Origin of the sequence: Mycoplasma amphoriforme A39, assembly GCA_000723365.1 — a bacterium.
GTDB lineage: Bacteria > Bacillota_I > Bacilli_A > Mycoplasmatales > Mycoplasmoidaceae > Mycoplasmoides > Mycoplasmoides amphoriforme.
The window spans coordinates 795,764-809,294 of the sequence record HG937516.1 but is presented as its reverse complement, the minus strand read 5'-3'; the positions used below and the strand labels follow the sequence as shown (position 1 = coordinate 809,294).

12 protein-coding genes are annotated in these 13,531 nt (G+C 30.2%); 6 read left to right on the top strand and 6 right to left on the bottom strand.

The window, feature by feature from the left end; translation table 4 throughout:
* Positions 1-67: 67 nt before the first annotated feature.
* From ABDB96_RS03045 to ABDB96_RS03020, 6 genes are all read left to right on the top strand, one after another.
* Positions 68-448, top strand: a complete 381-nt coding sequence (locus ABDB96_RS03045) for a hypothetical protein (protein ID WP_343251321.1) — start codon at positions 68-70, stop codon at positions 446-448.
* A 257-nt stretch (positions 449-705) separates the two neighbouring features.
* Positions 706-1,893, top strand: a complete 1,188-nt coding sequence (locus ABDB96_RS03040; protein WP_343251320.1) for a DnaJ C-terminal domain-containing protein — start codon at positions 706-708, stop codon at positions 1,891-1,893.
* A 341-nt stretch (positions 1,894-2,234) separates the two neighbouring features.
* Entirely contained in the window at positions 2,235-3,449 is a 1,215-nt protein-coding gene (locus ABDB96_RS03035; protein WP_343251319.1) for an ABC transporter ATP-binding protein, read from the top strand.
* Positions 3,450-3,520: 71 nt separating this feature from the next.
* On the top strand, positions 3,521-4,447 hold the full coding sequence (locus ABDB96_RS03030) for a hypothetical protein (RefSeq protein WP_343251318.1): 927 nt from the start codon (positions 3,521-3,523) through the stop codon (positions 4,445-4,447).
* A complete protein-coding gene (locus ABDB96_RS03025) occupies positions 4,440-5,255 on the top strand; it encodes an ABC transporter permease family protein (protein WP_343251317.1) in 816 nt (271 codons plus the stop codon). The genes ABDB96_RS03030 and ABDB96_RS03025 overlap by 8 nt, the downstream gene beginning before the upstream one ends.
* Before the next feature lie 219 nt (positions 5,256-5,474).
* On the top strand, positions 5,475-6,344 hold the full coding sequence (locus ABDB96_RS03020; protein ID WP_343251316.1) for an ATP-grasp domain-containing protein: 870 nt from the start codon (positions 5,475-5,477) through the stop codon (positions 6,342-6,344).
* Between the two features lie 306 nt (positions 6,345-6,650).
* Here ABDB96_RS03020 and ABDB96_RS03015 read toward each other — a convergent pair whose 3' ends face one another.
* The 6 genes from ABDB96_RS03015 to ABDB96_RS02990 form a co-directional block, all read right to left on the bottom strand.
* Positions 6,651-6,956 (bottom strand): HU family DNA-binding protein, encoded by a 306-nt coding sequence (locus ABDB96_RS03015; RefSeq protein WP_343251315.1) that lies wholly within the window; start codon positions 6,954-6,956, stop codon positions 6,651-6,653.
* Between the two features lie 288 nt (positions 6,957-7,244).
* On the bottom strand, positions 7,245-8,396 hold the full coding sequence (locus ABDB96_RS03010) for a GTP cyclohydrolase II (protein WP_343251314.1): 1,152 nt from the start codon (positions 8,394-8,396) through the stop codon (positions 7,245-7,247).
* 598 nt (positions 8,397-8,994) lie between these two features.
* Positions 8,995-9,849 carry a TIGR00282 family metallophosphoesterase gene (locus ABDB96_RS03005; RefSeq protein WP_343251313.1) on the bottom strand — a complete coding sequence of 285 codons (855 nt, stop codon included), beginning with the start codon at positions 9,847-9,849 and terminating at the stop codon, positions 8,995-8,997.
* Positions 9,849-10,463, bottom strand: coding sequence for a 5-formyltetrahydrofolate cyclo-ligase (locus ABDB96_RS03000; protein ID WP_343251312.1), 615 nt, complete (start codon positions 10,461-10,463; stop codon positions 9,849-9,851). Before ABDB96_RS03000 ends, ABDB96_RS03005 begins: the two co-directional genes overlap by 1 nt.
* Positions 10,463-12,655, bottom strand: coding sequence for an ATP-dependent helicase (locus tag ABDB96_RS02995; protein WP_343251311.1), 2,193 nt, complete (start codon positions 12,653-12,655; stop codon positions 10,463-10,465). Before ABDB96_RS02995 ends, ABDB96_RS03000 begins: the two co-directional genes overlap by 1 nt.
* Positions 12,656-12,661: 6 nt before the next feature.
* Positions 12,662-13,360: an RDD family protein gene (locus tag ABDB96_RS02990; protein WP_343251310.1), complete on the bottom strand. Its 699-nt coding sequence runs from the start codon at positions 13,358-13,360 to the stop codon at positions 12,662-12,664.
* Positions 13,361-13,531 lie beyond the last annotated feature (171 nt).

Here is a 13,531-nt window from a genome sequence, read left to right as displayed (position 1 = left end):
ATCAATAACAAATAATAAGATCTTTTAATTTAAAATTATAGAAGCGAAAAATTGTAAAGGAAAAAGTATGGCAGATAATAAGCAAAGTTATGTTCCCAAAATCCAATGAAAAATTAAAATCGAAAACGAATGGATGAAATTCGTCGAAAAATACCAAAAATCACAAGAAGGTCATGACCAGGATGATTCGACTGAATACCGGGCTTTTTATAGCGAAATGGTTGAACACATCCTATCGTTAAACAAAACAACTCCTGAAAAATACGCATTAAAAGATGAAGATAAAAAAATTCTTGATGAACTATTAAAAACTTGAAAAGCCGGAAGCGAAATATCTTTTGATCCGATTGGTTTAGCAAATGCAGCCAAGCGTGGTAAGGTTCAGCGGCATTTCAAAGAATATCAACAAACAATTGAATGGGAAAAATTCTTTAAGTCTGAATTTTAAAAAGCCAAGTTTAACAAAAATCAACTAATTCGTTTTTTTTCATCGATCAATAATTTAAAAAATCAAGTTGTTTTCATAATTTTATAGAGTTATTATTAAATAATAAATTGTTGGTTAACTTTTTTAACAAATCAAATTAGATTATTTTTCTGATTTTTTAAAAAAATTTAAAAAATTTTAAGAAGTAGGATATAATTTTACTTGCTATCACTCGCTAGACTAGAGTGCTAATTAACAATTATAATCAGGAGAATGCTATGCCATCAAAACGGGATTATTATGAAATTCTCGGAATTAGTAAGAATGCAGATCAATCCGAAATCAAACGGGCATTTCGAAAAATGGCAATGAAGTACCACCCTGATAGAAACAAAGATCCTAATGCTGAAGAACTTTTCAAAGAAGTTAACGAGGCTTATGAAGTTTTGAACGATGAAGAAAAACGGAAACTTTATGATCGTTATGGCCATGAAGGTTTAAATGCAAGTGGGTTTCACCAAGAAGGATTCAATCCGTTCGATATTTTCAATAGTGTTTTTGGTGAGGGTTTTTCGGGTTTTAGTGAGGGCATTGAATTTGGTTCGGGCGGATTTGGTGATGTGTTTAGCAGTTTTTTTGGTGGGGGAGCTAGCCGCAGGGCTAGCCACCACGAACAAGTGGAAATCAACCTACTAGTTGATCTAAACTTAAGTTTTTTAGAAAGTGCTAAGGGGTGCGTTCGCGATGTAACTTACGTTCGGCAAAAAACTTGCAAAATTTGTAAAGGTACTGGGGCTGGAACATCACCTAACGCCATTAAAATTTGTGGCACTTGTCATGGTGAAGGTGTAGTTGTTCAAACCAAAAGAATTCCATTCGGAACCTTCCAAACACAGGGCATTTGTGGGACTTGTAGAGGTGAAGGAAAAACCATTCGCGAAAAATGTAATAATTGTCACGGACAAAAAATGATTAGTGAAGAAGTTGTACACAAAGTTCAGGTCGAACCAGGACTATTTGACCAAGATGTCATTGTCGTTAAGGGCGAAGGTCACACGTATATGAACCAAGTTGGTGATTTATACGTTCGGGTCAATATTGCTGACAGCCGCATCTTTGAACGTAACCATAATGATGTCATTGTGAAAGCCTTAATTGATCCGTTAGAAGCGATAGTTGGCGGTACTGTGCAAGTTGCGACCTTAAACGGAATGCGACAAATTGAAGTAAAGCCGGGCACACGTAACGGTGAACAAATTATTTTATCTGGTGAGGGTATTAAAACTTCTAACCAAAGCCGGTTATTTAAAATGAACCGCACGGGTGATTTAATTGTAATTATTACTTATTCTTCGCCGAACCATTACAGTAAACACGAATTAAAAAAATTACAAGAATTTGTTAAACCAAATGACGAAGTTAATGCGTACATCAAAGCTCTCGAAAAAGAATTGACAAACGATTAATTAAATTGGTTTTTTTGTTTCATTAGTTTTTTGATTTAAAGTTCATCTAAAGCAAATTAATTAAAATAAAAGAACTAGTAAGCATGTTATAGGGTTTTTAGGCCTGGATCAATTAACTAGTCACTAGGTGAAGTTGTTTATTTTCAACATTTTAAAAAAAATAAGAATTTTTGAAGCATAAAAAATCTTGTTTAACAAGTTTATTGAAGAAAACACTCTTTTTTACACCTATTGAATCGTTCGCGTATATAATAATGCTCAAGATTGGATCACAATAACTTTTAAGCAAATTAATGGTTTGAAAAATGATCTAATTTACTTTAATTGTTGAAATCAACACTATGGAAAATACACAGCCATTAATTCGGATTGAAAATTTGTCCTTTGGGTACAAAAAAAAACCTTTATTACATATTGAAAATTTAGAAATTCCTTCCAATCAAATTATTACTTTATTAGGACCGTCAGGTAGCGGGAAAACAACCTTATTAAACCTAATAGCTGGATTTCAAAAACCAACTCACGGAAAAATTACTGTCAAGGGCGATAAAAAAACCAATAATATTGGGTTTATTCTTCAAGATAGTTCCCTATATGAAAATATTTCAGTATTCAAAAATGTTTATTTAAGTGCAATCAATTCCAAACCATGAATTATTAAAAACAAACTAGAAGCCGTTCATGAATTTTGCAAAACTCACCAAAATGATCGAATTACAAACTACTTAGTAAATATTCAACAAATCATCAATAAGATTGATTCTGGCTTGTTTAATAATCGCATCTGACGCCAATACAAAAAGAACTTGCAACTCATATCCCGGCGTTATTTTTTTCAAAATTTACCAATCTGACTCGCATTTAAAAAATTTTGTAAAATCGGACGTTTGTTCGAAAATCGTTTACACGAAATTGCCAAAAAATTAAAAATTGATGAATTACTTCAAAGGAAGGGTTCGGAATTGTCTGGTGGTCAAAGGCAAAGAGTGGCTTTTGCCAAAGCTATTATTAAAAATTCAACCCTAATATTGATGGATGAACCATTCGCTTCTTTAGATGTCAAAATTAAAGAATCGACCCGGGATTGATTGGCCACAATTCAAAAGGAATTAAAACTATCAATCATCTTTGTGACCCACGATCAAAGCGATGCTTTACGAATTAGTGACCGAATTTTGCTAATCAACGACGGCAAGGTCGTACAATTTGACACACCCGAAAATTTGTATAATAATCCGTTTAATGAGTTTGTTGCGAAATTTATCGGAACACCTGAAATTATTTTAATTAAAGAAGACAATTTGTCTAGATCATACATTCGAAATAATAAAATCCAGATTGGTTATCATCAGCAAGCTGAAGATCTCATTGTTGACAAAAAACTTTTAGGTGATTTATTTGTTTATGAAATTTTTGTGCAGCATTTGCAGCGCAAGATTGTGATTAACAACACATCAAATTTGTACAAAATTACTGATAAGGTAAAAGTTACTTATAATGACACAGATTTAATTCACTTTGACAAGGAAGGAAGGAGAATTTTAAATTGCAATTAATAAAGAAAAAAAGTAAAGTATTTTTCAATTATATAACCAAATACTGTAAAGAAAATTGGGTGGGATTATCCATGCTGCTGCCGATTTTAATCCTTTTACTTTTATTTTCGATTATTCCGATTTTCAGCACTTTTAAAAATGCCTTTGTGGTTCGGTCAGAATACGATTTTTTTACCGCAAAGTATGATGTTGAAAATTTTCTTGTTTTAACGAGAAGTAAAGGTTTTAATAATGCGATCAAAAACACGGCATTCTTAGCATTTATAACCACGCCAATTTCCCTTTTTTTAGGGTTATTTTTTGCTTTAATAATTTCCAGCATTTGTTTTAAGTTAAGTCGGAATTTATTTATTACCGCATTATATTCGCAATTTTTTATTTCTTCATTTGCAATTGGTTTATCTTTTTCCTTTTTGTTTGGTCAGCATAATGCTTTTGCCAAAATTTTAGGATTAAAAATTAATTTCATCGGAAATGATCGGCAATCAGTATTATGAGTTTATTTTTTCTTTCAATTGTGAAGGGTGCTACCATTTAATATTGTTATTTTACAGTTTGCAATTAATAAATCGAATTTGAAACATTACAAATCGTTTAGAATTGATCGCTTGAAATTTTTTGAAAAATTCTGATACATCCATAGGTACGAAATTAAACATTCTTTTACAGTTATACTTTACACAAATTTCATTGTGACAGCTTTAATTTATCCGTCTGCAGTTTTAGGACAAGGACAAGATTTAGCAGCTATTGATGGCGAAACAATTACAAGTTATATTTATGAATTTTTAGGTGGCTCAGGACGATCCATTAAATTTAATCCTGAAGTTGCCTATGCTGCTTCGTTTCTTTTCTTTTCTTACATTTTATTTATCTTGTTTTTGTTTTATTTACTTCGTTTTAAAAAATTACGAAAATACTACCAATGAAGTAAACAGTTAGTAATTTTCATTAAAAATAAAAAAGCAAAACAAAAAAATAAGGTTAATTATGTTTAAAAATCTTTGTAAGGAAATTTTGAAATACTTAATAGTTTTTCTTCTATTAATTATTGTTTTATTCCCCTTATACTATTTAATTGTTGTTAGTCTTAGTACTCCCGATTTTTTTGGCAAAACTCGTTTTAAAGTTGATGTTTTTTCGCCAGGTAATTTTCAAGGCTTGAATACGCCAGAATTTCGCAGTGCAGTCAGCATCACAGTTAGCGTTATTTTTACCTTAATTTTTTTACGAATGACGACGTTAACGTTGGCTTCGTTTGGTTTAATGAAAGTTAATGCAATAACAAAAAAAATTATGTTTTGAATTTTCTTTTTCGTAAGTATCATTCCCGAAATCACCATCTATTTAGCCTTAAAAACAATTATTACAGATCTTGGAATTTTTCCTAGTTCATTAACTATCAGTTGAACAACAAACGGAATTTTTTCCTTCTTTTTAATGATATATATTTATCGAGCGGCATCACAAGTTTGGGTCACTAAAGAAAAAATTATGATTATTGATTCGCTAAAATGGTACCAAGCGTTTCTTTATGTTTATTTACCTGTTTTAAAAATGCCATACTTTTTACTTGTCATTTTCACAACGATTCATGTTTGAAATGAATACTTATGACCACATGTTATTTTATCTAGTTTGGCAGTTAAAAATGTCACCGGATGGTTTTTATCATTAGGCGATACAGGCTTTGGCAATATAACCAATATTCAAGCTGCTGGTGCTGTTGTTTCGCTTTTAATTCCTTTAAGCATTTACATTGCTTTTTCGCACTGAATTAATAAAGGAATATCGCGAAACGTTTAATTTTTTAAGGATGCTAATCGAATTGTTGCTTAAACTTTATTGGTTAAGTTTTTAAAATCATTAGAAAATCAAATCGTACCTTCTTTTTTACAACTATTTGTTAAAGATAATCCTTGCTAAAATAATTAAATAACATGTTAGCAACAATCTAACTAAAATCATTAATCAGAAGATATCTATTAATTAACCATATTTAAGAAAAACTAAAGGTATTTAATAATGAAAAAGACAACAAACCAGTCAGGTATTGCTTTAATTTATAGCGAAAACGACTTTTTAATTAACAAAGAATTTGCACAAGCTATCATCCATGAAATTGAAAAAGCAGGATACCGTGGCAAACTATTTTTAGTTAATCATGATCACTGTGATCAAATTGATTTGACAAATTTTGATGTGGTGATAAATCGTTCACGGAAAGGATCATTTTTAAAAAATTTTAAAAATCAAAAATTTATTTTTAATCGTGTAGATTTTTCAGAAATGGCAAACGATAAATACTTAACATTTGAATGATGTAAACATCACAAAATTGTCTGTAATGAAATAAAAATTTTAGATATGGCAAAAGCAAAAGATTACCGCTATCCCTTGCTAATAAAAAACCGGTACGGTCATCATGCAAAAGAAATCAATAAAATTAATGAATTCAAAGACTTATTATCGTATGAAAATAATGCTAGTGATTATATTGTTGAAGATTTTTGTGAAAATGCAAAAAGGGATGTACGAATCTATGTGATGTTTGGCAAAATTATAAAAATCATCCAAAGAACAGTAGAAGGTAATGAATTTCGTAGTAATTTTAATCTTAACGGAGTTGTTAAAGAAATAAAATTATCTTTTCTAAAAAAACGATATGTAAAAAAAATTATTAAAAAATTACCCGATGGTTATTATGGAATTGATTTTTTTATCAATAAAAACAAACTAATTTTAAACGAAATTGAAGATGTTGTTGACTCTAAAGCACTTAGCAAAGCAAATATTGATTTTAATATTTCTGGATTAATTATTAAAAATATTGTTAAAAAACTAAAAAATGCCCAGCAGTTTCGCAACCAAGCATTATCTAAATTAGAATACTAAAATGTTTGTAAGAAGATGGTTTGATCACATGGCATTTGAATGTGTTAATCAATAATTTTAATAAAAGACCTGACTTTCAAGATCCTATTAAAAATTCCTTTTTACAATAAAGCAAGATAACTAATCAAGAGAAAAAGAACGATTTGACTGATGACGGTTAAAATACTTTAAAAATCACCAAGGATAGCCGCAAATTTTAAAGTATTGTTTATATTTTAGAAAACTTTTGTAAAGTATTTAGGATTACAAAGCAACGACGGAAAAGATCGTCAGTAAAAACAACGATAAATCTATATATGGGTAGGTTTATTCCTCATCAACATAACGCCACTTAACTTTGGTCATTTCCTCCTTGATGTTTTTGATTGGCACAAACTTTACACGAGCTTTTGGAGCTAACTTAATTTGTTCGCCAGTAATCGGATTGCGCGAAATTCGTTCCCGACTAATTGCTACTTTAAATTTACCAACATCTGGCAATTTAATTTCACCTTCCGATTTTAGTTCACGTTTGACTAAATCAGTATAAATTTCAAAAATCGATTTAACGTTTTTAGTAGGCACCCCGGTGCACTCAGAAATAATCCGAAAAATTTCAGTTTTTGTAAGCATAAGCAATACCTCAAATATAGATTTATTTATTTAAATTATACATTTTCATGACAAATAATTCGAAAAAAAATAAGCAAAATTAAGCAAAAATAAACGATTTTTTGCTATTTTTATCAAGTTATAAGTCATTTTTTCTAAAATTTTACTTATAAAATAGAAAATTGTGGTTTAAAAAATCATACAAGAGAGTTAATTGCATCATTATTGATAAATAATTGGAAGTTTCATGAACTCCTATTAATTAATAAATTTTGTCTAGTGATAATAACTTATTTTTAGCAAAAAAAATTATTTTTGGACTCTCTTTAAATGATGCATTTTTTTTACTTTAATTTCAGTATAATTTTTAGCCGCATCTGACAAATTTTCATTACATGTTCATGCACTAGTTAAATTAACTTTGATCCCCCGGTATAAAAACGGATAAATTTTTGCCGGATTATTAGTTTTTAAGTTAACTTCTTTAATGCCTAAATCGTAAACAATTTCAGCTGGAACATCGAACAAACGGTTTTCGTTAAAGCCCATTGTATTCATCATCGCTTCAACGGTATCTTCGCCAAATTCTGCCGTTCTAATATAAGCATTAATTTTATTTTCTAAGCCAATGCCTCTACCTTCTTCTTTTGCATAGATAAACAAGAACGGTTCTTTTTTTTCAAGATAATTTTTCACTGCATAGTTTAAAAATTCTTCTTTTTGAAATAAGCAATCACAATGCTGGGAATGCAAAATTTCTGATGTTTCACACATGTGATGAACCCTTAAATTAACCGGTTTATTAAAATCGCCAGCATACAGTAAACTAAAATCTACAACTTTGTTTTTTTCACAACCACTTTTTAAATGGGTTTGAGCAATGCGTAAATTAGCATATAATGGTTCATTTTTTAAAATTGCTTTATACTCGGGTTTACTACTATAGTCTAGTTGGAAGTGCTTCATTTCTTGACCAAAACGAATTCTAGCATAAGTTCGGAAGGAAAACCATAAAGCATTTTCGTGATAAGAAACCGTTTTTTGGTCTACAGAAGATAAATTTTTAACCATATCTTTGATTGCTTTTGAAGGTTTGAAAACTTTAACCATTAAATGAGGATCTGGCTTTAACCACTTAGCTTCTTTTAAAAAATCATCTTTGTTAGTTGATAATGCTAAATATGTATGCGAATCAACATAATAATTGTAGATTCGGTTTTTTTCAATTAAGTATTGGACAGTATTAAATAGTTTAACAACCGGGTTAAATTTAACTTTTTCCTGACCCAAAAAAACCGGATCAACAGCTTCATGATAATCAATTTTAACAATGTCTAATTCGGGTTCAATTCGGTAGGTAAAAGTGGAGATTCTTTGGGGTGATTTGCCTTCGTGGTATGCTAGTTTTTCATTCAATAAATTTTCATTAGGATAGTTAACAAATTTTAGGTAATATTTCATAATAAAAGTCCTGGCTACAGCAAAAATTTAGAAGGTTAAAAGGTTTAAGTTAGCAATTAAAATCGTTTACAATTATTAAAACTTAGCCTTATTATAAAAGATTTTTTTAGCAGCAAGATGCCTTAGCATTTTAAATAGTTTAAATTTATTTAAAGCATATTTAATTTCATTAAAGGGTGCTTAACGAATACGATTAATATTCATAAATAGGATGATTTGATTATAGGCAAAAATCCTATAAAGCACATTTAAAAATACTTAATAAAACACTAAACTTACAAACTTTTACTAATCGTTATTATTAACAGAAGTTTCTCATCAAATAAATAATTTGGTAAAAATTTCAACTAATCGGCTTTAATACAAGAAAATAAAAGTTATTTTAATGCTGCTAATTTACGCATTGTTCACTAATCCCAAATTGTTAATCATGAGTAAACTGACAGCAAAATTTATTTCAAAATCACAAATTTATTTTTGAATATTAATAAAAATTTGCACAATGTAGACTGCATAACATTTCGATAATCATTGGTTTTAAGTTTGGCTAAATATTAGTTTTCAATAGAAAAAATTTTCAATGATTAAGTTAAAAGCGTTAATTATTATTTTTGTAAGGGTTAAAATATTTTCATTGCAAGTATTTTTGACAATCATTACTTGTAATCCGAATTTGTTCAACTTTAATTGGTTTGAAAGTTCGATTATCAAACTGCATGAATACAGCATTTAATTGAGCATTAAATTGGGATACTTCGAGTTTAAAATATTCACTTTCACCTAAAAAACAAGCGATTGCATTTTCCGCTTTCGCCCCAATCACGCTGCCAAAACCGGGACCACACATGCCTACATCACTACAAAAAACCATTTGTTTTGGGGTGATTTGCAAATCATTAGTTGGCACATGCGTATGTGTTCCCAAGATCGCACTTACTTGACCATCAAAATAAACGCCAAACGCATTTTTTTCAGATGTTGTTTCAGCATGAAAATCCACAATATGAATGTCGGTTTTGATTTCATTAGTTAACAGCTTTGCTAAAGCATGAAAGGGATTAGTGGTTTTAAACGGCAAAACAACAGAAGAACCTAATAGATTGGTAATGCGAATTGTAGTGTTTTTCACATGCAAAACCTGCGTTCCTGAACCGATGTCATGATGTTGAAATGAATCATCAAGGTTTAGTGGCCTAATAATGTTATATTCGTTTTCTAAAATATCTAAAACTTCCGATTTTGACCAGGTATGGTTACCCATTGTAAAAAAATCAATACCAATTTTTTTTAAAAAATTAAAGTGTTCTCAATTTAAACCTTTACCATGGGTGCAATTTTCAGCATTAGCAATGACTAAATCGACATGATACTTATTTTTAATTTGAGGTAAATGTAGTGCTAAAAAATCCCTTCCAGTTTTTCCAAAAATATCACCGATAAACAGTATGTTCATTAAAATTCTCCCGTTTCGTTAATAATTAAATCCATTGCTATGTCTTGTGGATGACAATAAATTAAATTGGTCTTTTGCACAGTGTAAGCTAAACCAACAATTACACAATTGTACTTTTTCATTTTTTTCAAATAACGGTCATAATAACCTGCACCATAACCTAAGCGGTTTTTGTTTTGGTCGTATGCGACCATTGGTACAAATATAACATTTAAGTTTTGGGGTAAGATTTTTATTGCTTTTTTCGTCGGCTGTTTAATCGTTTTAAACGTGTTACTTGGAAAATTAAGACTTTCAATCTTGCGAAAAACCATTTTTTTTCTCGAGACAACTTGTGGCAAAAAAATTTTTACTTGATTTTCAAAATCATAAAGATAAAAATTAATTAAAGCAATGGTATCAACTTCGTTTTTAGTTGATCAATAAAATCCGATTGTTTGAAAGTTGTGCTTTTTAACAAATTGCTTGACATGTTGGCAGATTTTATCATCGTAATTTGACTTATTAATCCCAATTAGTTGTGCACGCAGATCTCGGTGCATTTTCCGAATCGCTTGGTTATGATCTATTTGGTCTTTACTTAAATAATTCGAAGAAAAAAAACGTTTAAACATTAGTTTTTCCTACGTTTTAAAGTAGCCGAAACACTAAGGATTTCCTTTACACCAAATTTCGGATTAAAAGCAATTTTCACCGTTCGTTTTAAAACTTCAACAACAACGCCTTCGCCAAAAAAATCATGATCTAAAACTTCGCCCACACGAAAATTAGGTGCATTAGCCATTAAATGTTCGTATTTTTGCAACACTTTCAAACGCGGTCAGGAAGAGTCGCCAAATTGGTTAGAAGATGCATTTTTTTGTTTTCACATCGCAATTTTATCAAGATTAATGATGTTCAGGTGCGACCGGTCAATTTCATCAATAAACCGCGATAGTTGGTTTGGCGTGCTGCTAGCATAACTAAAACCTAATGCCGAAGTGATGGTTAATTCTTTTTTAGCTCGCGTAATTGCAACATAAAAGATCCGGCGCTCTTCTTTAATTTCATTCGACTCAGTATCTTCACTATTTCGATAAATCGGAAAGATCCGTTCGTTTAGACCCACAACAAAAACGTAATTAAACTCAAGTCCTTTAGCACTATGGACGGTCATCAAGCGGACCGAATCACGTTGTTCTTTCTCGTCAATTGAAGTGTATAGCGAAATGTCTTGAAGATAATCTGATAAGGAAGCATTAGGATGGTCATTTTCATAAGTTTGGATTGAGTTAAGTAGCTCTTTAATGTTTTCGTGACGGTCTTTTTCTTTAACTGGATCAAATTGAGATAAATAATTGGTTTTGGTGATAATGTCGTCAGTTAAAGCAAACAGACCATTATTGACTTTTTTCCTTCATTCTTGCAATTCAAAATAAAAGTTATGAATGTTTTTTTTAGCAATACTGTAAATGTCAAGGGATTGAACATTTTTCATCGCATCGTAAAAACTGACGTTTAGTTTTGCAGCATACTGGTCAATTGCATCAATCGTTCTTGATGCAACTTTTCGGGAGGGAACATTAATAATTCTTTTTAAACTAATTTCATCCTTAAATGCAATAACTTTTAAATAAGCAATAATATCTTTAATTTCCTGGCGCTCGTAAAACTTAAAACCACCATAAATAAAGTAAGGAATCTTTAACTTAATCAAGGCTTGTTCAAAACTTCGCGATCACGAATTGATGCGGTATAAAATTACAATATCTTGATTTTTAACTTGATGTTCGGTTAAATTTTTAATTTGATTAGCAACTCAAAACGCTTCTTCTTCTTGTGAAAAAGCAGCATAATATTTCACCACACTTCCGCTTTTATTGTGCGACCATAAGTTTTTAATATTTACGGTATAATTATTTTTTATCAAATCATTAGCCACATTTAAGATTTGTTGTGAAGAACGGTAGTTTTCTTCTAATACAAAGGTTTTAACGTTAGGAAATGTTTGTTTAAATTTTTCAATAATCGCTTCATCTGCACCACGTCATGAATAGATTGATTGATCAGGATCGCCCACAACAAAGATATTCTGGTGACTTATTGCTAGAAATTTAGCAATTTCGTATTGAACTTTATTGGTATCTTGAAATTCATCAATTAAAATGCAATCAAACCGCTTGATTCACTTTTTTTTAACTTCTTCGTTTGTGGATAAAATTTCATAGGTGAAATTAAGTAAATCATTAAAGTCGACTAAATTATTTTTTTTTAAATGATTTTGGTAATGATTTAATAAACTTTTAAGCAAATCACATTGTGATGGTGATAATTTATTTTTTAATTTGATGTTTTCAATGCTAGTTTTAAAATCGCCATTAGCTGCTTTAATTGTATCGATATAATCTAATGATTCTTTCGTTTTTAATAAACTTTTTTCGAAATTATGTAAGCGGTATAAATCGTTAATAATACTGCGTTGGCTAATTTCATCAATAACATTAAACGAAGAATTATAGTCTAAATGATAAATTTCTTCTTTTAAAAATCTTAACGAAAAGGCGTGGAAAGTATGAATAAAGGGGAAACTAATATCGGGCAAATAACGACTAATTCGATTTTTCATTTCTTCAGCCGCTTTATTGGTAAAAGTGATCGCTAAAATTCGGTGCGGACTAATCCCGAAATGACCAACCAAATAGGCAATGCGAGCGGTTAATACTCTCGTTTTACCAGTACCAGCCCCAGCAATTACCAAAGCAGGGCCAGTGCTGTGCGAAACCACATTTTTTTGTACTTCATTTAATTTGAAAATATTTAAATCCATTTTCGTTTAATCCTTACTAATATCTCTTAACGCATTAGCGTCAATTTCGCCAGGAAGATGATATTTAGGTTTAGGGTTTCACCCGCTAGGGTTAAGCTTTGCATCGATATTTTCAGGTGTAGGTCGGCTTAGCGAAATGACTGCTGTTCAACTCATTAAGTCTTGAAGATTTCTTTTTCCCTTACGTAAAAACGAATAGACTAAAAAAGCAATCGAAACAATGGCAGCTAATGAATACAAAATCCGAAAAACAACATTAATAACTTCAAAGGAAGATTGTGAATTAAATAAATTTTGTAAAAGTTGTTGGTGGTTTTGGGGTAAATTAACGACAACAATAACATATATTAACGTCAATGTCGAAAAATGGATTCAGATAAATAAATCATGCACCACCAAGTGAGCCAAATATTTTCGGATGTTAATTAGTTCAATTAACTTGATTTTAAAAATATACCGAAATAAAGTGTAACCTTTTGTTAGGTAGGGAATAATTAAGTAGTAAATTGCAAAAACACCATAACTTAAAATAATTGTTAACAAAATTGTGATGTCAAAATTATTAGTTAGGTTTACTAATTTATAAATGATAACACTAATAATTCCCGTAATTATTGCATCTAGTAGCCTAACAATAAACCGAACTAGCGGTGTTGTTAAGGGATATAACATTTTTTGGTTGTTCAATTCAGTTCTAATTTTCATTATGACATTGTATTAAGTTTTTTGATTTCAAAATTTTTATTAATTAACTTAGTTAGACTTGGTATTTAATCAATTAACTATGAGTTTAAAATATTGATTAGTTTAGGCGAAATGAATGGTAATTTCTTAAAGAAAATCTAACTTTAGGATGCAAAATTACTTAATTTATAT